This is a genomic window from Ruegeria sp. CI8 (assembly GCF_056536865.1).
Genome location: NZ_JBQFQL010000004.1, coordinates 68956 through 93703, shown reverse-complemented (window position 1 = coordinate 93703; position 24748 = coordinate 68956). Strand labels below are relative to the sequence as shown.

Below are 24748 nucleotides of genomic sequence, written 5' to 3'. Positions count from 1 at the left end.
GCGAAAGATGTGCAAGAATCCGCTCTATGTTATTGCCAGAATGCTTCAGTCGCAAATCAAACCGGCAGAATCATGCGGGTTCGTGCATTTGAGCCTTTGCTCATGGGCCGCTGGCAGGGTATTGCCAATTGGAAACAAGCAAACCGGACTCATCATGACGCGCATATTTTCCCTGCTCTTGATTTGCCTTGTCGCGCTGGCGGCATGTACCGACGTGAGCGGCACTTCAACCCTTGGTGCGGATGGGCGCCCGCTGCCCAAAGCCTACAAGATCCGGGGAAATCCCGAAAAACTGCAGTTCCGCATGCTTGATTCCGTAAACGCCCTGCGGCAGGCGTCGGGACTGCAGTCGGTGCAGTTGAACGCGCAGTTGAACGCAGCGGCGGCGACGCACGCCAAGGACATGTCGCGGCAGAACCGGCCCTGGCATTTCGGCTCGGACGGATCTTCGCCGCTCGACCGGGTGGCCCGTGCCGGTTATGCGGGGCGTTTCCTGGGTGAAGCGATTTCCGAGACCTACGAGACCGAAACCGAAACCCTGGCCGCGTGGATGCAGGAACCGGGTCCGCGATCGGTGATCATGGACCCGCAAGCAACCCAGATGGGGTTTGCATGGCACCAGGAAAACGGCGGGAAGATCTGGTGGACGCTCGAGATGGGAACCGGCGGTTAAGCATGGCCCCAGACGAAAAAAGCCCCCGAAAACCGGGGGCTTTTTTCTTTCTAACAGGTCTCAGGCAGCTTGCATGGACTGGGCTGTGGTCAGGATCGCATACAGCTTGACCGGATCCGGGTTGGCCCGAAGCTTCGAGCAGACCGCGCCGTCGCGCAGCGTGCGCGATACCAGCGCCAAGGCCTTGAGGTGCTCGACACCGGCGTCTTCCGGGGCGAACAGCGCAAAGGCCAGATCCACGGGCTGACGGTCGACCGATCCGAAGTCGATGGGCTTTTCCAGCATGACGAACACGCCGGCAACCGAATCGATCTCGGACAAACGGGCGTGTGGCAGGGCAACACCATGGCCAACGCCGGTCGGCCCAAGGCTTTCCCGCTCCAGCAGGCAGTCTACGATGGTCTGCGGATCAAGTCCGAGTGCGCCCGCGGCGACGTCACCGATTTCCTGAAACAACCGTTTTTTGCTGGACGCTGCAGATAGCACGCGCACCGCTTCGGGCTTCAGTATGCTCGACAAATCCATGTTTTGCTCCACGGCGACGCCCCCAAAATCCGGGGGCCCCGCCCAATTCTTGCCTGTTACGGATCGATCCAGCCGATATTGCCGTCATCCCGGCGATACACGACGTTCAATCCGTCCTTGTTTTCATTCCTGAACACCAGCACCGGGGCGCCGGCCAATTCCATTTGCATGACAGCTTCGCCGACACTCAACGATGGGATCTTGGTTTCCATCTCAGCCACGATGATGGGCTGCAATGAGTCGGGTTCGTCGGCCACGTCCGATTCGTTCGAGGCGAGGATATAAGATGACGCTCCGAAGAGTTCAACCGGCTGAGCCCGTTCACGATGGTGGTCCTTGAGGCGACGCTTGTAGCGACGCAGCTGTTTCTCCATCTTTTCGCAGCACGCCTCGAATGCTGCATAGATTTCGGTTGCATGTGCCTTGGCCTGGGCTGTCAGGCCCGTGGACATATGTATGGTGGTTTCGCACACATACTCATGCGCTGAACGGGAAAAGACGACGTTGGCATCCGTCGGTCGCTGAGCATATTTGCTCACGACCTCGCCCAATGCGTCCTGCACGTGTGTCTGCAAGGCTGCACCAATGTCGATCTGTTTGCCGCTGATTTGGTAACGCATGTGATCTCCTTCACAATTCACACCCATTATGACGTCACGTCAGGTGACATGCTTGTTTTTATCGGGTGGGGGGTAGAGACATGTTTCGCGGTTGTCCTCGGTAGGGCCCTTCGGAGAAGGGAGATCGAGATCCAGTCTGGAACCGCGAAAATGCCATGTCCCAATTGAGCCAAGAGGCGGCAGAAGAGTCAATCAAAACAGGAGTGTATATACGCGAATTCTGTCATGCGCCTGGCGCAATGAAAGCTAAGCCTATGAAATCTTGAAGTTTTCACCCAGATACACGCGGCGGACATTTTCGTTTTCCACCACCTCGTCGGGCGATCCGGACATCAGCACCTGCCCGTCGTGCAGGATGTAGGCGCGGTCCACAATTTCCAGCGTTTCCCGCACGTTGTGGTCGGTGATCAGTACGCCGATTCCACGCTTCTTCAGATCCGCCACCAGATGCCGGATATCGCCCACGCTGATCGGGTCGACGCCGGCAAATGGCTCGTCCAGCAGCAGGTACTTGGGGTCGGCGGCCAGACAGCGGGCTATCTCGACGCGACGGCGCTCACCGCCCGACAATGCAAGGGCAGGCGCCCGCCGCAAATGCTCGATCGAAAAATCCGAAAGCAGCTCTTCCAGACGTTCCTTGCGGCGGTGCACATGCTTCACCGCAATGTCGAGCACGGCCGAGATATTGTCCTCGACACTCAAGCCGCGAAAAATCGACATTTCCTGCGGCAGATACCCGATGCCCATGCGAGCCCGGCGATACATCGGCAGAGTGGTCACATTCTGACCGTCCAATGTGACCGTTCCGGCCTCGGGGAACACCAGCCCGGCAACGGAATAGAAGGTCGTCGTCTTGCCCGAGCCGTTAGGCCCTAGCAACGCCACGACCTCGGACCGGTCCAGCGTCATCGACACGTCCCGGATCACGGTCTTTTTGCGATAGGATTTGCGCAGTTTCTGAATCTTCAGACCCTGAGACCCTTCGGCAACGGACAGTTGCGGGCCCGCCATCAATTGCCGCCCTGCTGAAGGATCGTCTTGACCCGCCCCGACATGGTCGCGGTTCCGCTTGTCAGGTTCGCAATCATCTGGTCGCCGCTGATCGTGCTGGGCCCCTGCGTCAGCAGAACGTTGCCCTTCATCACGATCACACCCGAGTCGATGGTGTATTCCGCCCAATCCCCTTCGGCGGCATCCGGCGGGCTGACAAGCACGACGTTTTCCGAGGCCTCCATGCGTTCGATCCCAGACCGATCCTGGTTGTAGATCACCAGCACGCGACCGGCGGACAGGCGCATTTCGCCCTGCACGACAATGACGTTGCCAAGAAACTCGGCCGAACCGTCCTCTTGATTGACGTTCAGTGTCTCGGATGTCACTTCGACCGGCAGACTGGGATCGGCCTTCACCGACCCAAAGGCCACCTGCGCTTCCTGCGCGGACGCTGGCACCGAACCCACGGCCAGAGCGAAACAAACGAGGACGAAACGAAAATCAAACACAGTCTATCTTTCGGCTTTTTTCGGCTCATATAACAGCTTAACGCCATCTGTAAAAAGAATATGGACCGGTCCACCGTCTTTTTCAGCGCCGAATGTCATCCGCCCAGCCGAGAAATTGCCGATTGGTCCCGTTCCCTGCACCTGACCGGGCGTATCGCCCCGGATCTCGTCCAAAGAAGTATTCAATAGGTCTGTCGTCACCCGGATCCCGTCCGTAGTGGTGATCACCACGTCCCCCGTGAAGGTGGCCGTCGCCTTGTCCGGTCTGATCGACCCCGAGTTGGAGTCCAGTGTGATCACCCCACCGTTCAGCAGGCCGAACCGGCCACGGAATTCGGTTGCTCTTGGATCGCTGTCGGCAGTTCCCTGGCTGGCCCGCACCGCCTCGACCTGGACATCTTCGCCCTTGCGGGTGGTCCCCCGATAGTTCGGGCGGGTTACAAGCTGCCCCTCAAGCCGTTCGTCGATATCCTGCTGGGTGAACGGACCCGAGACGTTGGTTTCGATGCTGCGCGACAGCAGGAATACCGTGGACAGCAGCAGAATCGCCGCCAGCGGCAACAGAACCTTCAGGAACTGCACCATTCGGGAATAGCGGTCCACCTGCGCCTCCTGTCAGCCCAGCCCGACGCGCAGGCAATCGTGAATATGCAGAAGGCCCTGCGCCAATCCCGGCTGTTCGGGGTCGACCACGAACAACGAGGTGATCTTGCGCGCGTTCATGATCGCCACGGCTTCTTCGGCCAGCGAATCCGGTGCGATCGTGGTCGGATTGCGGGTCATGACCCGAGCGGCTGTATTGTTCAGCAGCCCCTCCATGTGGCGCCGGAGGTCGCCGTCGGTGATGATGCCGGCAAGCTTGCCATCCGCGTCCGTCACCCCGACCACGCCAAAGCCTTTCTGGCTGATCTCGATCAACGCGTCGCTCATCGGTGTATCGGCAGAAACCAGCGGCACCGCATCGCCACTGTGCATCAGATCACGTACGGCGCTCAGCTGCGCGCCCAGTTTGCCGCCCGGATGGAAGGCGCGGAAATCTTCTGGCTTGAAGTCACGATATTTCATCAGCGCAATCGCCAGCGCATCGCCCATGGCCAGCGTCAGCGTGGTCGAAATCGACGGCACCATCCCATAACCGCAGGCCTCGCCAAGAGAGGGGATCAGCAAATGAACGTCTGCCTGTTTCATCAACGAACTTTCGGGCTTGCTGGACAGGCCGATCAACGGAATGCCGAACCGCCGGGTAAAGGCCAGAAGATTGGCCAGTTCCGGTGCTTCGCCCGAATTTGAGATAGCCAGAACCACGTCTCCTTTCGACACCATCCCCAGATCGCCGTGGCTGGCCTCGGCCGGATGAACGAAATAGGCCGGCGTGCCGGTGCTGGCCAGGGTTGCGGCGATCTTGTGGCCGATGTGTCCCGACTTGCCGATGCCGCTGATGATGATCCGCCCTGTGGCCTGCAGGATCAGCTGAACGGCTTCGGCAAACCGGTCGTCAAGGCTGTCGGCCAAAACATCCAACGCCCGGGCTTCGTCGGTGATTACCTGACGGGCAACCTTCAGAAAGGATTCATTGTCTGTCATGAGTGCGCAAAAATATCCGTTTCAGGCCATCCGGCCAGATCCAGTCTGGCACGCATCGGCAGGAAGTCAAAACAGGCCTGCGCCATCTCGGTGCGCCCTTCACGCGCCAACCGCGCGTTCAAGGCATCACGCAGACGGTGCAGATACAGGACGTCGGAGGCCGCATAATCTAGTTGGGCCTCGGTCAGGGTCTCCGCACCCCAATCGCTCATCTGTTGCTGTTTCGAGATATCGACGCCCAGCAACTCCTGACACAGGTTCTTGAGTCCATGACGATCGGTATAGGTGCGCACAAGGCGGCTGGCGATCTTGGTGCAATACACCGGAGCGGCCAACGCCCCGAAGGCATGATACATCGCGGCAATGTCGAACCGCCCGAAATGAAACAGCTTCAGCACATCCGGGTTTTCCAGCATGGCACTCAGGTTCGGCGCCGAGGTTTGGCCCTTTTCGACCTGCACGATATGGCAATCGCCGTCACCCCCGGACATCTGAATCACGCACAGGCGATCCCGGTGCGGGTTGAGCCCCATGGTCTCACAATCAATGGCCACGATCGGACCCAGATCCAGCCCATCGGGCAGGTCGTTCTTGTACAGATGGTTCGCCACACGTGCTTCCTTCGTTCGGTATCGTCCCCGAAATAGGGTGTTTGGCCTGCAAACTCAACGCCATCCGGACCGATGCCGCGATTGATCTCCCGCAGGCTTGATGCATCCCCATGGGGGGGATAGGGTTAATGCATGAACCCTCACAAGCATTCAACTCACCCGCAGATCATCGCGCGCCTGAAACGCGCACATGGGCATCTGGCCAAGGTCATCGCCATGCTGGACGACCAGGAGCCCTGTCCGGACATCGCCCAGCAGCTTTTTGCCGTGGAAAAGGCGATCACGAATGCCAAGCGGACACTGATCCATGATCATGTCGACCATTGCCTGGCATCGGGCGACGCCGACTCGGTCGACGCCTTCAAGGCCATCACCAAGTACCTGTGATGCTCAGCGTTCTGCGAAACCGGGTCTATCTTCACCTGCTTGCTGCGCAAATCGTGGCCTTGACGGGCACCGGTCTTGCCACGGTGGCCCTGGGGCTTCTGGCCTACGATCTTGCCGGAAGCTCTGCGGCCCTGGTTCTGGGTACGGCACTGACGATAAAGATGGTTGCCTATGTTACGGTCGCACCGGTAGCGGCGGCCTTTGCGGAACGGCTGAACCGGCGAAAACTGCTTGTGACGCTGGACCTCGTCCGCGCCGCAGTGGCGCTGTGCCTGCCGTTCGTGACCGAAATCTGGCAGGTCTACGTTCTGATCTTCGTTCTGCAATCTGCTTCGGCCGGGTTCACCCCGGCGTTTCAGGCCACGATACCAGACGTTCTGACCGACCAGCAGGACTATACCAAGGCGCTGTCGTTGTCGCGCCTGGCCTATGATCTGGAAAGTCTGGTGAGCCCGATGCTGGCCGCGTTCCTGCTGATCTTCGTCAGCTTCGACAGCCTGTTTCTGGGAACAAGCCTCGGCTTTGTCGCCTCGGCCTTTTTGGTCATGTCGGTTACCCTTCCCTCTCCCACGCCCGTCCGGCCGCGCGGGATCTTCGACCGCACGACCCGCGGTCTGCGGATTTATCTGGCCACACCGCGCCTTCGGGGGTTGCTTGCTTTGAGCTGGAGCGCCGCAGCGCTCAGCGCGATGGTCCTGGTCAATACCGTCGTCATCGTGCGTGCAAGCCTGGGGTTGTCCGACAGTGCCGTGGCCATCGCGCTGGCCGGATTCGGCAGCGGGTCCATGCTGGCGGCATTTGCCTTGCCGGCGGTTTTGCGGCGGTTCGAGGACCGCAAAGTGATGCTGGCGGGTGCGACAATTGCCACCGCGGCCATGGCGTTTGCTGCGATCCTGTCTGCAGCTGTACCCATGAGCCTTGCCGGGCTGTCCGCAATCTGGGCACTGGTCGGCTTCGGATACTCGGCAACCCTGACCCCGTCGGGGCGCCTGCTGACCCGGTCGGCCCACGCCGAAGACCGCCCGGCCGTCTTCGCCGCCCAATTCACCCTGTCGCATGCCTGCTGGTTGGTTCTCTACCCGCTGGCCGGATGGGTCATGACAGCGTTCGGTGCGACAGTGGCCATGGCTTTGTTGACCGTTCTGTCACTGTGCGGTCTGGTCGGAGCTCTGTTGGCATGGCCTCGCGCCGAGCCGGGCGCGGTCATCCACCAGCATCCGGACCTGCCGGTCGACCATCCGCACCTGTCCGGATCGGCAGAGCACGCCCACCCGATCATCATCGACGACCTTCACCCCCGATACCCGCATCAGCCTTGAGCGCAGACGCCAAACTGGCATACACCCGAACCATCCCTTCGGAACACGGAGCATCGATGGACCAGCTTGATCGCCGCATCATTGCCGCGCTGCAACACAACGCGCGCGCCTCGACCACCCATATCGCGGCAACGCTCGGGGTGGCCCGGACTACGGTGCATGAACGTATCAGCCGGATGGAGAGAAACGGTGTGATCGCCGGATATTCGGTGATCCTGCGCCAGGCCGAGGACACGCCCAAGGTCCAGGTCGTTGTCCTGCTGGAGGTACAGCAGAAAGAAACCGCCCGCATCATCAAGCGGCTGGAAGCCTATCCAGAGGTCAAGCTGTGCCTGTCGATCAATGGAGAATTCGATCTGTTGCTGTCCGCCGAAGCGCCGCGGATCGAGGATCTGGACATTCTGGTTGATGAGCTAGCGGCGATCCCGGGAGTGCTGCGGACCAACACCAGCGTTGTGTTCGGCCGCCGAATCGATCGGGGCTGAGGTCCCGATAACCCTCTGTAAACCCAAAACTGGCTAGCTTGGCCCGGACACAAGAATCCCCGGACCGGCAGAATGCCAGAGCTCAAGTTTTTCATCTCGATCGCCGTTTGGCTAACCGCCGCCGCGCCTGCCGCCCTAGCATGGTCGGATGGCCACGCGACTGACGTCTGCGACCGGGCCGCGCGTCGGGCGGCAATGGCCGAAGGTGTGCCGCAGGATATCCTGTTGGCCGTTACCCGAACCGAGACCGGGCGCACGATGAAGGGCCGCCTGACACCCTGGCCCTGGACCGTCAATGTCGAGGGCAAAGGGTACTGGTTCGCCACCGAGACCGAGGCCAAGGCCTTTGTCTTCGACGTGTTCAAAGCGGGTGCGCGCAGTTTTGATATAGGCTGCTTCCAGATCAACTACCGCTGGCATGGCAAAGCCTTCCGGTCCATAGACGCTATGTTTGATCCGGATCAGAACGCAGCCTACGCGGCGCAGTTCCTGAAGACGCTTTTTGCCGAACAGGGTTCGTGGGGGCATGCGGTTGGCGCCTATCATTCGCGCACGCCGGACCTCGCACAGGCTTATACAGACCGGTTTGAAACCATCCTCGCCAATCTCGACGGTGTGCCGCCGGCGCAGCCGGGTCCCACGGGGCGCGATCCGTTTTCCCGGGCGGCCGCGCCTTTGATCCCGCACGGTCGTGGCCGAACCGGGCCGGGCCGCTTGGGCTCATTGGTTCCCGCTTCCGCCGCTGCTGCTGCCTTCATCGCGTTCGATCAGGAGTGACGCGTGCCAAAGCTTGACCCCCGATCCTTGTTTTCACCCACCGTTCTACTGGCGTTGGCCTTGATGACGGTGATCGTCATGATGATCCTGCCAATGCCATCCTGGGTACTGGACATTGGCCTTGCGGCCTCGTTCGCACTGGCCATCCTGATTTTCACCCTGACCTTGTTCATTGAGCGGCCGCTGGATTTCTCGTCTTTCCCAACGATCTTGCTGGCCTCGCTGATGCTGCGCCTGTCGCTCAACGTGTCTTCGACCAAGCTGATCATCGGGCAGGGTCATACCGGCCCGAACGCCGCCGGTGACGTCATCGAGGGCTTTGCCCAATTCGTCATGAGCGGCAGTATCTTCCTGGGTCTCGTCGTGTTCGGCGTGCTGCTGATCGTGAATTTCATGGTGATCACCAAAGGTGCGGCGCGCATGGCCGAGGTCGGAGCCCGCTTTGCCCTTGACGGTATGCCGGGCAAACAGCTTGCCATCGATAGCGACATGTCTGCCGGCGCCATCGACCATCAGCAAGCCAAGGAACGGCGCGAGTTTGAGCAACAGGAGACCACCTTTTTTGGGTCGCTGGACGGGGCATCCAAATTCGTCAAGGGCGACGCGATTGCCGGGTTGCTGATTACCCTGCTCAACCTGGTGATGGGGTTGATCATGGGGGTGATCGTGCACGGTATGCCGGTCGCCTCGGCGTTTGAAACCTATGCGATCCTGACTGTTGGTGACGGGTTGGTCACGCAGATACCGGCGGTCATCATCTCTATCGCATCCGCCCTGTTGCTGGCCCGCGGTGGTACGCAGGGTGCAACCGACACCGCCTTGTTTTCGCAACTGGGGCGTCATCCAGCTGCGCTGGCAACCGTTGCGATCCTGATGGTGCTGTTTGCGCTGGTGCCCGGGCTGCCTTTTCTGCCGTTCATTCTCGGCGGCGTGATCCTGGGTTATGCGGCCTTTGTTGTTCACAAAAAACAATCGGCTGCCACAGAGGCGGCGCAGATGCCGGCTTCGGACGCCGAGCCCAAGGCTTCACAAGGCATCGGAGACGTCCTTGACCTCGACGACGTTCACCTCGAATTTGCCCCGGATCTGGTCAGCATGGTGTTGAACCCCGGCTCCGGATTGGACGCTCGGATCGCCAACATGCGGACCTACGTCGCGTCGAGCTTTGGATTGATCCTGCCAGAGATCCGGCTGACAGACCGGGCCGACTTGCCGACGGGCACTTACGTCATTCGTGTTCAGGGCGTCGAACAGGCCCGGGGAGTGCTTCACCCCGACCTGATCCTGGCGCTGGTGCAGGACCGGCTGGATCTGTTGCCGGAAGGCAATGACGTCACCGAACCCGTCTACGGCGCGCCCGCCCGATGGATCCTGCCCAAGGATCAAGAGGCCGCCGCGCTGAGCGGCGCAACCATCGTAACCCCGCCCGAGATTCTGGCCACCCATCTGCTGGAAATCATCAAGCAGAACTTCCCGCGCCTGCTGACCCTGAAATCCCTGCGTCGGCTCCTGTCCGAGATGACCCGCCTCAGCGACCCGGCCCGGGCCGAGGCAAACCGAAAGCTGCTGGATGAGCTGATCCCCGACAAGGTTCCGATCGGCACCCTGCACGCGGTTTTGAGGCTGCTGCTCGAAGAACGGGTTTCGATCCGCAACATGGCGCTGATCCTGGAAAGCGTGGCCGAAGCGCGGATGACCACGACGCAGCCTGAGGCGATCTGCGAAATCGTGCGTCAGCGACTGGGCTTCCAACTGGTGGCGGACTTGAAGCGTGGCGACGGCTCGATTCCCCTGATCCAGTTGGCGCCGGAATGGGAGGAGACGTTCTCCACCTACCAGATCGACACTCCGAATGCTGGATTGGATGTGGCGCTGCCCCCCAATCTGTTCAACAAACTGGCCGATGGCGTCGTCACGACGATAACACGCAGCGCGGATCAGGGTGTGTTCCCGGCGTTGGTAACCTCGACGCGGCGGCGCAGGTTGCTGCGTACCATCATGCACGCGCGGGGAATTTCGAATCCTGTCCTGTCGTTCGAGGAAATTGGGCTCGAAGCGCGGCCGGCTCTGGTCGGAACGGTGCCGGCGTGATTGGGCTGCCGCCGGACTTGCTGGCTCAACTGGGGGGCGTCCTGTGGTCCTCGTTTGCGGTTTTTCTCAGGGTTTCAGCGCTGGTTTCCCTGCTGCCAGCTTTCGGGGAGCGCAGCATTCCAACCCGCGTAAAGCTGGGAGTCGCAATCGCATTCACGCTGGTCGTCGCGCCGTCGGTTTCCATTGCCGAGCCCGACAGTGGCCTGATGCCGCTGGTTCAATTGATACTGACCGAAATCCTGATCGGCCTGACCTTGGGGATCGGACTTCGGCTACTGGTACTCGCCCTTCAAACCGCCGGGTCGATGGCCGCGCAAGCCACGTCGTTATCGCAGATCCTGGGTGGCGCCGCTGCGGACCCGGCCCCGGCGATGGGTCATTTCTTGACCCTGTCCGGGTTGGCCCTTGCCACACTGATGGGCGTTCACATCCGGGCGGCCCAATTCCTGATCGACAGCTATTCACTATTCCCGGTGGGTGCCGCCCCGATGGCGACCGATCTGTCACGTTGGGGGGTGTCGCAGGTATCGCGCAGCTTTGCATTGGCCTTTGGGCTGGCCATGCCGTTTGTCATTGCATCATTGATCTACAACCTGGCCCTGGGTGTCATCAACCGGGCCATGCCTCAACTGATGGTCGCCTTTGTGGGCGCGCCGGCAATCACCTTTGCCGGTTTGTTCCTTCTGTTCGCGGGAGCGCCGGTCATCCTTGCGGTCTGGTCTGACGTTCTGTTCCAGTACTTGCTTGATCCGATCGGAGCACCGGAATGAGCAGCACGGACGACGACACCGACAAGTCCTTCGAGGCGACACCGCAGAAACTGCAGAAGGCTCGGGAAAAGGGTGAGGTCGTCAAATCAAATGACCTGTCCGCTGTTGCCGCCTATTCCGGCCTGACAATCGCTCTTTTGGCGGTCGGGCAGTTTTCGACCGAACATTTGGGATCATCCCTGATGGTTCTGATTGATCAGGCCCCGGAACTGTCACTGTTGTTGACGTCTGGCAGCTCGGCTGCACCGGTCGGCGGGCTGATAGCAAAGGTTGCCGTTTCCGCGGGCATTCTGTTGGCGGTTCCAGCGGCGTTTGTGTTGCTGAACCTCTTGGCACAGCGCGCCCTGGTGTTTGCCCCAAGCAAACTGACGCCGAAGATGTCCCGCATTTCAATCCCATCCAATGCCAAGAACAAGTTCGGTCGTGCCGGACTTTTTGAGTTCCTCAAAAGCTTCATCAAGCTGGTGATCTACAGCATATGCCTTGCCGTGTTTTTGAAATCCAACCTGGCGGACATCCTGACGGCTGCAGCCAGCCCCGCACGAGCCTCCATCCCGCTGATGATGAACCTACTGTTTCGGTTCCTGTTCATCGTCGTCGCCGTCACGCTGACCATCGGGGTCATCGACTACCTGTGGCAGTATTCCGAGCACATGCGCAAAAATCGAATGTCGCGCAAAGAACTGCAGGACGAGACGAAGGACTCGGAAGGCGATCCGCATGTCAAACAGCAAAGACGCCAGCGCGCGCAAGAGATTGCGACCAACCAGATGATGGCCGAGGTTCCAAAGGCCGACGTGGTCATCGTCAACCCCACGCATTTTGCGGTGGCATTGAAATGGACCCGCGCCCGTGGAACCGCACCCGTCTGCGTCGCAAAGGGCGTTGACGAAATTGCCGCGACAATCCGCCGAACGGCGATGGAGTCAGGAGTTCCGATTCATTCGGATCCGCCGACGGCGCGGGCCCTGCATGCGACCGTCGAGATCGGAAAGGAGATAACGGAAGACCTGTATCGCCCTGTCGCTGCGGCCATCCGATTTGCCGAAGCCATGCGAAAACGCGCGAAAGGAGCGGTCGGATGACACGCGCGAAGCTAAGGGATCTAGCGGCGGTCACGGCGGCTTCATTCGAAAGAGAGTTTCAGAAACTGAATCCGATACTTGAGGCCGAAAGCCGCATTCAGGCACAGATCAGCGCGCTGAACGCGCAGGTTGCCCAAACGGCGTCGGACGCCGCGCAAACCCTTGGGTACCAGATCGCTGGCGCGGACGTCTTGTGGCACGGGTGGGAGTCCAGAACCCGGCGTAACCTCAACACTGAATTGGCGCGCGTCAGATCCCGGAAACTGGCAATGATGGAGGACCTTCGCCGAGCATTCGGCCGCAAACAGGCGGTTGAGTCGTTGCAGCGCGATCAAGAAACCGCGCTGCGCATTGCACGCGCCAGGAAACTGATGAACCAGTAAACCGAAGCTGAAGCCCGACCTTTGGCGTCAGGTGTCCTGGCGGCTCACGCTCATGATCAAAACACGGGACACGTCATCGCCAAGGTCCTTTCGGGCAACCTCCAACAGAGACCTTCGCAGCACCTCAAGATTGTCCGATTGCGTGAATTCGCCGTCGAACCCACCAATATTCGCGTGATCAAACAGCACTTGAAGAAACCCGTCCCGCAGTTTCGGTTCGATTTCGTAGAACTCCTCCGAGATGCCCGGCCGGGTTTCCAGGCTCAGCGACATGGTCACCAGAGCAGAGATTTCGTTTTCTTCGACGACCGGAACGACGAACTGTTTGGTCAACTTGAGATACTCATAGGGACCGGCCTTGACGGACGTCTCACTGTGGCCGGAGGTTTTGTTCGCCTTGTCTGTTGTCTCCTTGGCGTGGCGCTCCGGCGCTTTGGCATCGGCCTCGGTATCCGCTGGTCCCGGTGTCAAAAAAAGCCCAGCCGCAGCGCCGGCCCCGAGACCTGCAATCAACAAGAGAACGGGGAGCAGTTTCTTCATCATTTGAACACCTTAGAACGGCAACAGCGCGTCCAGCACCTGTTGCCCGTATCGTGGCTGCTGAACATCCGTGATCTGGCCGCGGCCGCCATAGGACACCCGTGCAGACGCAATCTTGTCGTAGGTAATCTCGTTCTGGCGCGAGATGTCCTGCGGACGCACATAGCCAGACACCAGCAGCTCGCGAAGTTCGAAATTCACCCTCAGTTCCTGTGTTCCGGAAATCGACAGGACGCCGTTCGGCAGGACATCGATCACCGTTGCGGCGACGCGCAGTGTCAGCTTTTCCTTGCGTTTCACCGACCCCTTGCCCTTGCTGACTGACGCGGAATCGATCGAAACCGCCTCGTCCAGTGACGCACCATCTGGCAGGTGTTTCGCTGCGCGCTGGGGCAATCCCAAGAGGCCGGGAACCTTGAGATCTTCCGAGCTGCCGCGCGACCGGTTTGTATCGTTCGAGATTTCGGCCTTTTCATCAAGCTCGATCACGACAGTCAGAATATCGCCCTTCTTGATAGCGCGCTGATCACCCAGCAGAGACTGCTGACCCCCACTCCACAAAGACGCGCCGTCCACGGCGCGCTGAGATTGAGTGTGCAACGGCAAACCCGGCCACAACATCGCCACGTGTTCCGGAGTTTCCGTAGTTGGCGACAGGCTGGGCGGTTTGCCCAGATGGTCCAAACGCCCGCAGGCGGAAAGGGACAGGATGGCCAGCAACAGGGGTCTGGACAGTTTCATGATCAAAATACCTCGATTTGGCCGTCGGGACGGATTTTTCCGGTTACCGTCGTTCGTGACGACAGGTTCATGACTCGGATGCGATCACCGGCGGCTCCGCGGCCCAGCGCGCGCCCTTCGACCGCGATGGACAGTCCGCCTTTCACGAAGACAAGCGTCACCAGATCGTTCCGATCGACCAGGGCGGGAGGGCCGACACTTGCCATCAGAATTGGCCGACCGGGATACAGAGCGGTCTTGGCTTCCTGCCCGATCAGGTCTGCAGGATCATTTACCGCGCCGGGTGCCTCACCGGATTTCACCTGAAGATCAGCGGATTCAATGATCTCCTTGGCCCGGATCGTTCTGGTCGGCACGACTATGTCAGCAAACGCGGCAACCGGAAGAAGCCACAGCGATATGAAGCCCACGACCCGCATCAGCGTACCTGTGTCGTCGCGCCCATCATCTGGTCGACGGCCGAAATCACCTTGGCATTCATTTCATAGCCGCGCTGCGCCTCGATCAGATCAGTCACCTCGCGTACCGCATCGACCGAGCTGTCTTCCAAATAGCCTTGACGCAGCATTCCGAGCCCGTCCTCGCCTGGGGTGCCCACGATCGGAGCGCCCGAAGCCTCGGTTTCCTTGAACAGGTTGCTGCCGATGGCCTCGAGGCCCTTGGCATTGGAAAAGCTGGCCAGCGTGAATTCCCCCAGCAGTTGCCCTTCCGCTGTGTCGTCAAAATAGGCGTAGACCTCGCCGGACGCGTTGATGGAAATCGACCGCGCGTCGTCCGGGATGGTGATTTCGGGGGCGACCGCAAACCCGCCCGACGTGACGATGAGGCCTTCGGCCGATCGCTTCAGACTGCCGTCACGGGTATAGGCCGACTGGCCGTTTGGCAGAACCACCTCGAGATATCCGCGCCCTTCGATCGCGATGTCCAGGTCACTGCCCGTCGCGGACAACGCGCCTTGGGCCAACTCGACAGTCACGGCCGCGGGACGCACACCCAGACCAAGCTGTATTCCCGTCGGCAGGACAGTCCCGTCCGCGGCGTTCACCGTGCCGGCGCGAGCCATCTGCTGATAGTGCAGATCCGCAAATTCAGCCCGCCGGGCGTTGTAGCCCGTGGTCGACATGTTCGCCAGGTTGTTCGAGATCGTCTCGACCCGCATTTGTTGCGCCGCCATTCCAGTCGCGGCAATTTTCAGGGCTCGCATTTCGGTTTCTCCTGCAGTTTCAGATCAGCGCATCAAGGTCTTCAAGGCGCCGCGGACCCTTTCATCTTCGGCGTCAAGAAAACTCTGACCCAGTTCGTAGGCACGCTGGATTTCGATCAGCCGGGCCACCTGGCCGATGGCGTTGACGTTCGAACCCTCCAGAAACCGGTTCAGAACCACTGGCTGCTCGACCGGCTCGACCTCGCCTTCCGGTTTGAACAGGGTTCTGCCTTCCCGCACCAACTCGGTGCCTTCCGCGGGCTGAACCACCCCGATCTGGCCCAAAGCCTGTCCATTCACGCTGAGCGTCCCGTCGCCGCCCACACCAATGGTTGCTGCGTCCGGTGGGATGAAGACCGGGGCCCCGTTGCTGTCCAGCACGCGGTGCCCATCCATCGTCACCAGATCGCCATTGGCGTCCGGTGAAAAGCTGCCCGCCCGGGTCAGACGGTTGCCGGACGGAGTTTCAACCAAGAAAAACCCACTGCCTTCGATTGCAAAATCGAATTGCCCACCGGTTTCCGTCAGCACGCCCTGTGCAAAAGACGTGTTGCGCGCCTGAGCACGGCTCATGGACAGAGAGGGGCTGCCGGGAAGGTCCCGCACAAACTCGGAAAACACCAAACCCTGCTGGCGGTAACCCGTCGTGTGCGCATTGGCGATATTGTTCGCGACCAGGCGCATTTCGTTCATCAGCCCGGTTTGACGGGACAAGGTGACGTAGACTGTATCCATCAGCGGCCTCCTGCAATCAGCGGAACCAGTGTCGAGGTGAAGAATGTGACCAGCGTCTGCGTCATGAACCCCATCGAGACCCAGAACACGATGACGATGGCCACCAACTTGGGAACGAAGGTCAGGGTCATCTCCTGGATGGACGTCAGGGCCTGGAACAGGCCCACGGCCAAACCCGTGACCAGCGCAACCGTCAGAATCGGAACTGAAGTGATCACGGCAATCCACAGGGCCTGACGTACGACGTCATAGAACAGACCTTCGCTAAGCATCGTTCAGACCGGCATCCGCAGAATTTCCTGGTAGGCCTCAACGACCTTGTTGCGCACCACAACCGCTGTTTCGACCGCAAGTTCGGTCTGGGCCAGTGCCTGCACGAGGGCATGTGGGTCGGCCAGACCAATCATGGCCGCACTGGCGACCTCTTCGCTGTGTTTCAGGGTTGCCGCAAAGTCCTGAAAGGTTGCGCGCAGCCCTTGTGCCGCGCCACTTGTTCCCGGATCTGCTTGGGTGGCCGGGCGGGCATGCGCATAGCTCTGAGCCGCGGTGATCGATCGGATATCCATTCTGGCTTTCCTTTATTTTTTCAACAATTCCATGAGGCTGGCCGACATCTGTCGGGTCTGGTCGAACATCTTGAGGTTTGCTTCGTAACTGCGTTGCGCCTCACGCGCGTCGGCGATCTCGACCATCAGATCGACATTGGACCCTGCGTAGTATCCGCTGGCGTCCGCCATCGGGTGGCCGGGATCATAGATCCGAGGCAACGCCCGCCGGTCCAGCCTGACCCGACCGGCCTGAACCAGATCAGTGCCGTCCTTTTGCACCGTCTCGAAAGGGACCGATTTGCGCCGGTAACCCGGAGTATCCGCGTTCGAGATGTTTTCCGAAACATGGCGCAGGCGCGCGGCCTCCGCCCGCAGCGCGCTGGCGGTGACGGCAAGGGACTTGGAGAAATCGCTCATGACGGCCTCCTTACGCTTTGCCCAGACCGGTGCGCAGGATCCCGATCGAGGACTTGTAGATGGCCAGCGCGCGGTCATGCTGTCGCTTGACCTCGACCGCATTCAGCATTTCTTCTTCAAGCGAAACTCCATTGCCGTTGGGATCGACGGCGCCGCCGCGCATATGCTCGGCCCAAGTCATGCCGCCCGGCCCGACACCGTTCAAATGACCGTCGCGGGTCGCGCTCATTGCGCTGGTGGCACTGGATTTTTCAAAGGCTTCCGCAAACGGCTCAATATCGCGAGCCCGGTAGCCGGGCGTATCCGCATTGGCCATGTTGCGCGAGATGACCGCCTGCCGTTGTCCGGCGTGGGTTGCCAGGGCGTACGCAACTTTAAAGACGTTCAGGTCCGAGAACATCGGGGCTTCTCCCTCGATCAATTTCAATCAAGGCTTAACCCCGATTCCTTTAGAAACCGTTTTCAGAAACCAATTGGAGCCGACGCCATGTCCGACCTCGATCCCTCGATTCTGAAGTGCCAGTTCGAACGGCTTTCTCCGGTGCGGCACATGGGTCTGGTCGCTGGTGTTTCCGGTGGGGTGATCGAGGTCGAAGGGCTGGCGGAACACACGCGCATCGGCGACCATCTGATTTTGCAGCGACGCGACGACCAGCCGTTGGCCGGCGAAGTGCTGCAGGTCGAGGCCGGGGCTGTTCACATGCTGCCTGGCAGAGCCCCTGACGGCGTGCGCTTGGGGGACCGGGTCTATCTTGAGCCGACTCCGGTTTTTGCACCCGGCTTGCATTGGCTTGGTCGCGTGGTCGATCCCTTCGGCAAACCGCTGGACGGCAAACCGCTTCTGCCCGGGAGGCAGGCCCGCAACGTGATGTCCGCGCCCCCCCGGGCCGTCGACCGCAAACCGCTGGGAGACCGTATGGCCACCGGGTTGGCGATTTTGAACACCCTGCTTCCGATCGTCCAGGGGCAGCGTGTCGGCCTTTTTGCGGGGTCGGGTGTGGGAAAATCAAGTTTGCTGGCAACGCTGGCCAGATCCATGCAAGCCGATACAGTGGTCGTCGCGCTGGTGGGCGAACGCGGGCGCGAAGTGAATGAATTCGTCGAGACCGCGTTGGGCGCCGAAGGTATGGGGCGCTCGATCGTGGTTGCGGCCACGTCCGACCAATCAGCTCTGGCCCGCCGGCGCTGCGCCTGGTCTGCGATGACAGCGGCCGAGTTTTTGCGGGATCAGGGTCTGAGCGTTCTGTTCCTGTGCGACTCTGTCACCCGGTTCGCCGAGGCGCATCGCGAGATCGCCGTCGCCATGGGTGAGGCCCCGTCCCTGCGGGGTTTTCCGCCTTCGGTCACACCGATGATCGCCGGCCTTTGTGAACGCGCCGGCCCGGGAACCGCCGATCAGGGCGACATCACCGCCGTGTTCAGCGTTCTGGTCGCGGGTTCGGACATGGATGAACCGGTGGCCGACATCCTGCGCGGCGTTCTTGACGGGCATATCGTGCTAAGTCGCGAGATCGCCGAGCGAGGGCGCTTTCCAGCCATCGCGCTCAGCCGTTCGGTCTCGCGCTCTTTACCGGCTGCGGCGACACCCGAGGAAAACAAGCTGATCACCGAAGCCCGCCGGTTGGTCGGAAGCTACGAGCAGTCCGAAGTGATGATCAAGGCGGGTCTGTACACGCCGGGCACGGACCCGCTCCTGGATCAGGCGGTTCGCATCCATGACGAGCTTGATGGCTTTTTCGGCAAACTCGATCCGGACGGAGTCCAGAACAGTCTCAACCGCCTTTCGGTCATCCTGCGCCGGGCCAACGCCGGGATGGTCCAATGATGGGTCGGCAAAGGTCTGAACAGTTTTAGATATTAAGCCGCCCTTAATCCCCGCGCTGTTAATCCAATGGGTGGGTGAAAAAGGGTGGTTTAGATGGGTGCGCAATCAAATGCGGCGCCGATCATCATCAAGAAGAAGCGCGTTTCGGGTGGCGATGGCCATCACGGCGGCGCCTGGAAGGTCGCGTATGCGGACTTCGTGACGGCCATGATGGCGTTCTTCATGTTGATGTGGCTGCTGAACGCAACGACAGAAAAGCAACGCAAGGGTTTGGCGGACTACTTCTCACCGACAATTCCGATCAATCCCGTTTCCGGCGGGGGCGACGGGGCCTTTGGGGGCGACAATATGTTCTCGGAGAAAACCATGGTGATGGACGGCTCGGGAGCGACGAACAAGAACCCGACCGAGGCCAAGCGCGCGCGGGGTTCGACCGGTGTGGATGCCGATGGCGGCGGGCGCGGCGCGTTCGAAGGCTTCTCGTCGCTCGAGGCGCGGCTGCTGGGGCGGTCAGGCGAAAGCATGGTGTCCAAAAAGGCCTTGAAGCATATTGTCACTCGGGTGACGGACGAGGGTCTGATCGTCGAGCTGTTCGATACCGAAGATGAGCCGTTGTTCGAGAGAGGTTCCGATTCTCCAACGCAGATGATGCGTGCACTGGTACTGCTGGTTGCACGTTCATCGGACATGGTGATGAATTCCATCTCGGTCGAGGGTCACGTGCATTCCTCTCCGGTGGTTCTGGCCCGAAATCCGTCGTGGGATCTGTCGACTTCGCGCGCGCAGGTGGTACGGCAGATGCTTCAGGACAAGGGGGTCGGCGCCAAACGGCTTGAACGGGTCACGGGTCATGCCGATCGCAAGCTGGCGGTGAAAAACCCGATGGCGGCCCGCAACAACCGGATCGAGATCGTGTTTCTACGCAATCCCTGAGATCGGAGGATATCTGGCATTTTACTTGTTAGCGCGCTGTTAAGGCCCAGCGCGTTAGCTGTTGCGGGAACGATTGACGCAACAGAAGGGCGTGCCGATGACAATTTCCTCTTCGCTGAATGCCGGTGTGGCCAGCTTGAAGGCCAACGCGAACAGGTTGGCGACCATATCGGACAATATCGCCAACTCTTCGACCTACGGTTACAAGCGGGTTGAGACGGATTTTCATTCGATGGTGACGTCGGGCCAGGGCGGAAGCTATTCGGCCGGCGGCGTCCGGACCACCAGCCAGCGACTGATCGATCAGCGCGGCTCGCTGGTTACCACCAACAACTCAACCGACCTGGCCGTGCGCGGCCGGGGCATGCTGCCGGTTCGCCCAAGTTCCCAGATCGGAACAGATTCAAACGAAATGCTTCTGACCACCACCGGATCCTTCAGAACCAATGCGGAAGGATATCTGGTTACCGAGTCCGGACTTGTGCTGCTGGGCTGGCCTGCCAACGCCGATGGGTCCATTCCCAACGTTTCGCGCGACACACCCGCAGCGTTGCAGCCGGTTCAACTCAGCGTCAATCAACTGTCCGGCTCGCCGACCACCGCAATGAACCTGCGCATGAACCTGCCCGCCACGGCCACCGATGCCGGGGCACCTAGTGACACGCAGCCCTTGTCCGTCGAATACTTCGACAATTTGGGCAAACCCGAGAATGTCGATATCGAGCTTATCCCGACGGTGCCGGCTGCCGGGTCCAGCAACGAATGGACGATGATCTTGCGCGATTCCGCTTCGGGCGGTGCCGTGATCGGTGAATATACGCTGACATTTACCGACAGCAGAACCGCAGGCGGTACCCTTGCCAGTGTGACCACCGTGTCCGGTGGCACCTATGATCCGACCACCGGCAGCTTTGTCGTCAACGTCGCCGGCGGCCCGATGGAGGTCAATATCGGCCTGATCGGTGACAGCGATGGAATCACTCAGCTTTCTGACACGTTTGCGCCGGTATCGATCACCCGGGACGGATCCGCAGTCGGAACCATGTCCAGCGTTCAGGTCGATGAAAACGGATACGTCTACGCGCTGTATGACACGGGCGTCACCCGTCGGATGTACCAGATACCGCTGGCGGACGTCCCCAACCCGAATGGACTGACCGCACTCGACAGCCAGACATATGCCCCGTCACGCGACAGTGGAACTTATTTCCTGTGGGCTGCCGGCGAAGGTCCGACGGGCGAATTGATTTCCTTCGCGCGCGAAGAATCGACGACCGACGTTGCGACTGAACTGACGTCGATGATCCAAACCCAGCGCGCCTATTCGTCCAGCGCGAAGGTGATCCAGACAGTCGACGAAATGTTGCAGGAAACAACCAACATCAAGCGCTGATCTGAACCTGCAAAGCGGAAAGGAACGGCCTCATGAGCATGTCAACGGCCCTGAGTAACGCGCTGGGTGGGCTGGGCGCGGCAAGCCGCGGCGCCGCAGTCGTCTCGGGCAACATAGCCAATGCGCTGACGCCCGGCTACGCCAAGCGGACGTTGGAGCTGACCACCAACTCTATTTCCGGCAACGGCGTCAGGGTCGTGGGAATCACCCGCCATCAAGATCCTGTTCTGATGGCGAACCTGCGCGCGGCAACGGCGGATAGCGCGGCGGCCTCCGCAATCTCGGAGTTTTACTCGCAATTCGAAGCATTGGTCGGTACCCCCGATGACGGCAGATCGATCGCGGTATCTTTGAGCGCATTCGAGAACAGCTTGATCACGGCCGCAAGCAATCCCGGCTCGGTCGAGCGTCTGGATCTCGCGGCGCGCGCAGCTGGGGATTTGGTTGCCGATTTGAATAAAGCGTCCGACGGCCTCAGCAAGATGCGTTCTGACGCGGACCGAACAATCGGGACGTATGTCGAAACACTGAATACGACCCTGAAAGATATCGAAGCGTTGAATGCCAAGATCCCGGCTGTTGAGAACGCGGGCGGCGATATCAATGGGTTGCTGGATCAACGCCAGGTTCTCATTGACCAAGTCAACCAGCTGGTTCCGGTCAATGTCGTGACGCGCGACAACAACCGCGTCTCACTGTATTCCGACGGTGGGCTGATACTTCTGGAAGGATCAGCCGCAGAGTTCGCGTTCTCGGTCACCGGTGATACCAAACCGCACATGACCGTAGGGAACGGACTGCTCTCCGGGCTCGAGCTCAACGGACGGCCAGTCCGCACATCCGGTGATTCCGCACAGATTCGCGGCGGCGCTCTGGCAGCCCAGTTTGACATTCGCGACGTGTTGGCCATCGACGCGCATGAGGACCTGGACGCAGTCGCGCGCGATCTGATCGAACGGTTCGAGACTGCCGGCCTTGACCCGACCGCGATGCCGACTGATCCAGGCTTGTTCACCGATGCCGGCGCCCGTTTCGATGCCACGGCGCCGGCGGGGCTCGCGTCCCGTCTTGAGCTCAACCCGAGTGTCGATCCTGATGCCGGCGGCGACAGTTGGAAACTGCGCGCGGGGTTGGGAGCCGTTGCACCCAACGACCCCGGTGAGGCAACCCAGCTGCAGGTTTTTGGCGCCGTATTGACCACGCCGCGCCCTGCCCCGGCTTTCGGCACAGGGGCCCTACGGGCCAGTGAGGTGTCGGCGGCGCTTTTGTCCAAAGCTGGCGCCGCTGCCCATACCGCTCAATCGCGCCTAAGCTACGCATCCAACGCGCAACTTCAAATGGAACAGTTAGTGGCCGAGCAAGGCGTGGACAGTGACACCGAGTTGCAGCGCATGATGCAGATTGAACAGGCCTATGCCGCCAATGCGCGGATCATCGCCGTTGTCGACGAATTGATGGATTTGCTGCTGAGGATGTAACCATGACCTTGAACTCGATTGGTGATCTGGCCCGTGGTCTGACCTTGCGCGCGCGCAGCACCGAGATCAAAACGCAGATCGAAACCCTGTCCTATGAGATGTCTACGGGTCAAACAGCTGACATTTCTGGGCGTCTCAATGGCGATTACTCGCATCTGCTGGACCTGGATCAAAAAATTGCACAGCTGGACGCCTTCTCTACGGCGACCGCCGAGGCAAATCTGTTTGCTGATGCCATTCAGATCAGCCTCGAGACATTTGAAACCTCGATCGGCGAGGTTTCGGCTTCTCTGCTCGCGTTTGGGACGTCCAACCAAGCGACTTCGCTTGCTCAGGCCTCGGCTCAGGCGCGCAACGAACTGGACACGATGATTTCTTCCCTGAACACGCGGGTCGGTGGCCGCAGCTTGTTCGCGGGAAGCGCCACGGACGCCTCTCCGTTGCAGTCGACGGACACGCTACTGGCTGCGCTGCGAACCGAATTGTCAGGGCTGACAACCCTGACCGATATCCGCCAGGCGGCCGAAGATTGGTTCAATGATCCTGCTGGATTCGAGGCGGTCATGTACAACGGGTCCAACACGACCCTCGCACCAATGCAGATTTCGGAGACCGAGCGGGTGAACATGCAGTTCACGGCCAATGATCCGAAACTTCGGGATGGATTGCGCGATGTCGCGCTTGCGGCCTTGGCGACGGAGGGCGCGCTGGGATGGCCACCAGACCTGCAGACTGCCTTGTTCACCGATCTGGGCGTGGCTCTGGCCAACACCAAAGATGACGTCGTGACGATGCGCGCTCAGATCGGATCGGTGCAAGCCCGCATCGAACAGGCCGAAACACGAAATGCGGCGGCCAGGACCAGTTTTGAATACGCGCGCAACGAACTTGTCGCCGCCGATCCCTACGAAACTGCGGCACACCTGCAGACCGTGCAGTTCCAGCTCGAAAGCCTCTATTCGGTCACTGTCCGCAACTCGACGCTATCATTGGTGAATTTCCTGAGATGAGACTTCTGGCCTTCCTTCTGATCATGCTGCCTTCGGTGGCGGTTTCCGGGGCTGTCCGGCTCAAGGATCTGGTGAATTTTGACGGTGTACGCGGCAATGATCTGGTGGGATATGGCCTTGTCGTCGGACTGAACGGAACCGGTGACGGGCTGCGCAATTCCCCGTTCACCGAAGAAATCATGTCGAACATACTGGAACGGTTGGGCGTGAACGTCACTGGCGAGGACTTTCGCCCCAAGAACGTCGCCGCCGTTCTTGTCACCGCCACCCTTCCGCCCTTTGCGCGGGTGGGTGGGCAGATCGATGTGACCGTTTCGGCGATCGGAGATGCCAAAAGCCTGCTGGGCGGCACCCTCGTCATGACACCGTTGAACGCCGCGGATGGGCAGATCTACGCAGTTGCACAGGGCACCGTTCTGGCAGGCGGTGCAGTCGCCGAGGGCGACGCTGCATCGGTTGTTCAAGGAGTCCCGACATCCGGTGTCATCCCCGCCGGGGCCCGGGTCGAGCAGGAGATCGACTTTGAATTGTCAGGTCTTTCCCAATTGCGGTTGGCCCTGCGCGAGCCGGACTTTACGACCGCCGGTCGGATCGAAGCGGCCATCAACCGCGAGTTCAATCGCGCCGTTGCGGTCATGCGCGACTCGGGCACGGTGGAATTGAGCATCCCGGAAACGCGGGCTCCTTCCACCGCGCATGCGATCGGCCGGATCGAAAACATCCTGATTGAACCCGAAACCAAGGCTCGTGTGGTTGTAGATCAGCGCTCCGGCACGATCGTCATGGGGCAGGAGGTCCGAATCTCACGTGTCGCGGTTTCCCAAGGCAACCTGACACTTCGGGTAGAGGAATCTCCGATCGCCGTTCAGCCCAACCCCTTTGCCAGAGGGGAGACCGTTGTTGTGCCGCGAACCATCGCAGGGATTGAGGAGGACGCCGGCACCGGGTTGGCAGAAATACCCGAAGCGACGACGCTGTCGCAGGTGGTTGCGGGCCTGAACGCGTTGGGCGTGTCTCCGCGGGATATGATCGACATCCTCAAAACCATCAAAGCCGCCGGAGCCCTTCACGCCGAGTTTGTCGTCAGATAGCGGTCCGCATAGGCAGGAAGC

31 protein-coding genes are annotated in these 24748 nt (G+C 60.4%); 15 read left to right on the top strand and 16 right to left on the bottom strand.

Features of this window, described 5'->3' with window-relative positions:
* Positions 1–154: 154 nt before the first annotated feature.
* Entirely contained in the window at positions 155–673 is a 519-nt protein-coding gene (gene dalA / locus ACR0DA_RS15555) for a divisome-associated lipoprotein DalA (protein ID WP_093963636.1), read from the top strand.
* Between the two features lie 60 nt (positions 674–733).
* On the opposite strand, the gene ptsN is transcribed toward dalA, so the two are convergent.
* From ptsN to ACR0DA_RS15520, 7 genes are all read right to left on the bottom strand, one after another.
* Positions 734–1198, bottom strand: coding sequence for a PTS IIA-like nitrogen regulatory protein PtsN (gene ptsN, locus ACR0DA_RS15550; RefSeq protein ID WP_170343139.1), 465 nt, complete (start codon positions 1196–1198; stop codon positions 734–736).
* A gap of 56 nt (positions 1199–1254) precedes the next feature.
* Positions 1255–1818: a ribosome hibernation-promoting factor, HPF/YfiA family gene (hpf, locus tag ACR0DA_RS15545; RefSeq protein ID WP_170342438.1), complete on the bottom strand. Its 564-nt coding sequence runs from the start codon at positions 1816–1818 to the stop codon at positions 1255–1257.
* Positions 1819–2070: 252 nt separating this feature from the next.
* The gene (gene lptB / locus ACR0DA_RS15540) at positions 2071–2829 is read right to left on the bottom strand and encodes an LPS export ABC transporter ATP-binding protein (protein WP_093963638.1); all 759 of its coding nucleotides are present in this window, start codon (positions 2827–2829) and stop codon (positions 2071–2073) included.
* A complete protein-coding gene (locus tag ACR0DA_RS15535; RefSeq protein WP_170343140.1) occupies positions 2829–3320 on the bottom strand; it encodes an LptA/OstA family protein in 492 nt (163 codons plus the stop codon). Before ACR0DA_RS15535 ends, lptB begins: the two co-directional genes overlap by 1 nt.
* A gap of 3 nt (positions 3321–3323) precedes the next feature.
* Positions 3324–3923, bottom strand: coding sequence for an LPS export ABC transporter periplasmic protein LptC (lptC, locus tag ACR0DA_RS15530; protein ID WP_170359908.1), 600 nt, complete (start codon positions 3921–3923; stop codon positions 3324–3326).
* Between the two features lie 12 nt (positions 3924–3935).
* Positions 3936–4904 carry a KpsF/GutQ family sugar-phosphate isomerase gene (locus tag ACR0DA_RS15525; protein WP_480754810.1) on the bottom strand — a complete coding sequence of 323 codons (969 nt, stop codon included), beginning with the start codon at positions 4902–4904 and terminating at the stop codon, positions 3936–3938.
* A complete protein-coding gene (locus tag ACR0DA_RS15520; protein ID WP_170343143.1) occupies positions 4901–5515 on the bottom strand; it encodes a ribonuclease D in 615 nt (204 codons plus the stop codon). Before ACR0DA_RS15520 ends, ACR0DA_RS15525 begins: the two co-directional genes overlap by 4 nt.
* 132 nt (positions 5516–5647) lie before the next feature.
* Between ACR0DA_RS15520 and ACR0DA_RS15515 the strand changes: the two genes are divergently transcribed.
* The 8 genes from ACR0DA_RS15515 (at position 5648) to ACR0DA_RS15480 (ending at position 12812) form a co-directional block, all read left to right on the top strand.
* Entirely contained in the window at positions 5648–5902 is a 255-nt protein-coding gene (locus ACR0DA_RS15515; protein WP_170343144.1) for a metal-sensing transcriptional repressor, read from the top strand.
* The gene (locus ACR0DA_RS15510) at positions 5902–7221 is read left to right on the top strand and encodes an MFS transporter (protein WP_480754809.1); all 1320 of its coding nucleotides are present in this window, start codon (positions 5902–5904) and stop codon (positions 7219–7221) included. The genes ACR0DA_RS15515 and ACR0DA_RS15510 overlap by 1 nt, the downstream gene beginning before the upstream one ends.
* Before the next feature lie 56 nt (positions 7222–7277).
* Complete coding sequence (locus tag ACR0DA_RS15505; RefSeq protein ID WP_093963783.1) at positions 7278–7706, top strand: Lrp/AsnC family transcriptional regulator; 429 nt, start codon at positions 7278–7280, stop codon at positions 7704–7706.
* 72 nt (positions 7707–7778) lie between these two features.
* Positions 7779–8483, top strand: coding sequence for a lytic transglycosylase domain-containing protein (locus tag ACR0DA_RS15500; RefSeq protein WP_480754807.1), 705 nt, complete (start codon positions 7779–7781; stop codon positions 8481–8483).
* A 63-nt stretch (positions 8484–8546) separates the two neighbouring features.
* A complete protein-coding gene (gene flhA / locus ACR0DA_RS15495) occupies positions 8547–10574 on the top strand; it encodes a flagellar biosynthesis protein FlhA (RefSeq protein ID WP_480755033.1) in 2028 nt (675 codons plus the stop codon).
* A complete protein-coding gene (locus ACR0DA_RS15490; protein ID WP_480754805.1) occupies positions 10571–11344 on the top strand; it encodes a flagellar biosynthetic protein FliR in 774 nt (257 codons plus the stop codon). The genes flhA and ACR0DA_RS15490 overlap by 4 nt, the downstream gene beginning before the upstream one ends.
* A complete protein-coding gene (flhB, locus tag ACR0DA_RS15485) occupies positions 11341–12429 on the top strand; it encodes a flagellar type III secretion system protein FlhB (RefSeq protein WP_170601029.1) in 1089 nt (362 codons plus the stop codon). Before ACR0DA_RS15490 ends, flhB begins: the two co-directional genes overlap by 4 nt.
* Positions 12426–12812: a hypothetical protein gene (locus ACR0DA_RS15480; protein WP_480754803.1), complete on the top strand. Its 387-nt coding sequence runs from the start codon at positions 12426–12428 to the stop codon at positions 12810–12812. The genes flhB and ACR0DA_RS15480 overlap by 4 nt, the downstream gene beginning before the upstream one ends.
* Before the next feature lie 27 nt (positions 12813–12839).
* Here the strand turns inward: ACR0DA_RS15480 and ACR0DA_RS15475 are convergent, their stop codons facing one another.
* From ACR0DA_RS15475 to ACR0DA_RS15435, 9 genes are read right to left on the bottom strand one after another with little or no spacing between them, the layout of a single operon-like run.
* The gene (locus tag ACR0DA_RS15475) at positions 12840–13355 is read right to left on the bottom strand and encodes a flagellar basal body-associated FliL family protein (protein WP_170601027.1); all 516 of its coding nucleotides are present in this window, start codon (positions 13353–13355) and stop codon (positions 12840–12842) included.
* 9 nt (positions 13356–13364) lie between these two features.
* Positions 13365–14093, bottom strand: a complete 729-nt coding sequence (flgH, locus tag ACR0DA_RS15470) for a flagellar basal body L-ring protein FlgH (RefSeq protein ID WP_480754802.1) — start codon at positions 14091–14093, stop codon at positions 13365–13367.
* A gap of 2 nt (positions 14094–14095) precedes the next feature.
* Positions 14096–14512 (bottom strand): flagellar basal body P-ring formation chaperone FlgA, encoded by a 417-nt coding sequence (flgA, locus tag ACR0DA_RS15465; protein ID WP_480754800.1) that lies wholly within the window; start codon positions 14510–14512, stop codon positions 14096–14098.
* A complete protein-coding gene (gene flgG / locus ACR0DA_RS15460; RefSeq protein WP_480754798.1) occupies positions 14512–15297 on the bottom strand; it encodes a flagellar basal-body rod protein FlgG in 786 nt (261 codons plus the stop codon). The genes flgA and flgG overlap by 1 nt, the downstream gene beginning before the upstream one ends.
* A 24-nt stretch (positions 15298–15321) precedes the next feature.
* A complete protein-coding gene (locus ACR0DA_RS15455) occupies positions 15322–16032 on the bottom strand; it encodes a flagellar hook-basal body complex protein (RefSeq protein WP_480754796.1) in 711 nt (236 codons plus the stop codon).
* Positions 16032–16304: a flagellar biosynthetic protein FliQ gene (locus ACR0DA_RS15450; protein ID WP_093963653.1), complete on the bottom strand. Its 273-nt coding sequence runs from the start codon at positions 16302–16304 to the stop codon at positions 16032–16034. The genes ACR0DA_RS15455 and ACR0DA_RS15450 overlap by 1 nt, the downstream gene beginning before the upstream one ends.
* 3 nt (positions 16305–16307) lie before the next feature.
* Positions 16308–16598 (bottom strand): flagellar hook-basal body complex protein FliE, encoded by a 291-nt coding sequence (gene fliE / locus ACR0DA_RS15445; protein WP_170372471.1) that lies wholly within the window; start codon positions 16596–16598, stop codon positions 16308–16310.
* Positions 16599–16610: 12 nt separating this feature from the next.
* Positions 16611–16997, bottom strand: a complete 387-nt coding sequence (flgC, locus tag ACR0DA_RS15440) for a flagellar basal body rod protein FlgC (protein ID WP_170372473.1) — start codon at positions 16995–16997, stop codon at positions 16611–16613.
* A gap of 10 nt (positions 16998–17007) precedes the next feature.
* Positions 17008–17397 carry a FlgB family protein gene (locus ACR0DA_RS15435; RefSeq protein ID WP_170373273.1) on the bottom strand — a complete coding sequence of 130 codons (390 nt, stop codon included), beginning with the start codon at positions 17395–17397 and terminating at the stop codon, positions 17008–17010.
* Between the two features lie 87 nt (positions 17398–17484).
* Here ACR0DA_RS15435 and ACR0DA_RS15430 point away from each other — a divergent pair, with 87 nt between their 5' ends.
* The 6 genes from ACR0DA_RS15430 (at position 17485) to ACR0DA_RS15405 (ending at position 24727) form a co-directional block, all read left to right on the top strand.
* Positions 17485–18822: a FliI/YscN family ATPase gene (locus ACR0DA_RS15430; protein WP_480754794.1), complete on the top strand. Its 1338-nt coding sequence runs from the start codon at positions 17485–17487 to the stop codon at positions 18820–18822.
* Between the two features lie 93 nt (positions 18823–18915).
* Positions 18916–19755 (top strand): flagellar motor protein MotB, encoded by an 840-nt coding sequence (locus tag ACR0DA_RS15425; protein WP_480754792.1) that lies wholly within the window; start codon positions 18916–18918, stop codon positions 19753–19755.
* 97 nt (positions 19756–19852) lie between these two features.
* The gene (locus ACR0DA_RS15420; RefSeq protein ID WP_480754791.1) at positions 19853–21148 is read left to right on the top strand and encodes a flagellar hook protein FlgE; all 1296 of its coding nucleotides are present in this window, start codon (positions 19853–19855) and stop codon (positions 21146–21148) included.
* Between the two features lie 38 nt (positions 21149–21186).
* Positions 21187–22626 carry a flagellar hook-associated protein FlgK gene (gene flgK / locus ACR0DA_RS15415; RefSeq protein WP_480754789.1) on the top strand — a complete coding sequence of 480 codons (1440 nt, stop codon included), beginning with the start codon at positions 21187–21189 and terminating at the stop codon, positions 22624–22626.
* Between the two features lie 2 nt (positions 22627–22628).
* Positions 22629–23636, top strand: coding sequence for a flagellin (locus ACR0DA_RS15410; protein WP_480754787.1), 1008 nt, complete (start codon positions 22629–22631; stop codon positions 23634–23636).
* The gene (locus ACR0DA_RS15405; protein WP_480754785.1) at positions 23633–24727 is read left to right on the top strand and encodes a flagellar basal body P-ring protein FlgI; all 1095 of its coding nucleotides are present in this window, start codon (positions 23633–23635) and stop codon (positions 24725–24727) included. Before ACR0DA_RS15410 ends, ACR0DA_RS15405 begins: the two co-directional genes overlap by 4 nt.
* Positions 24728–24748: the final 21 nt, after the last annotated feature.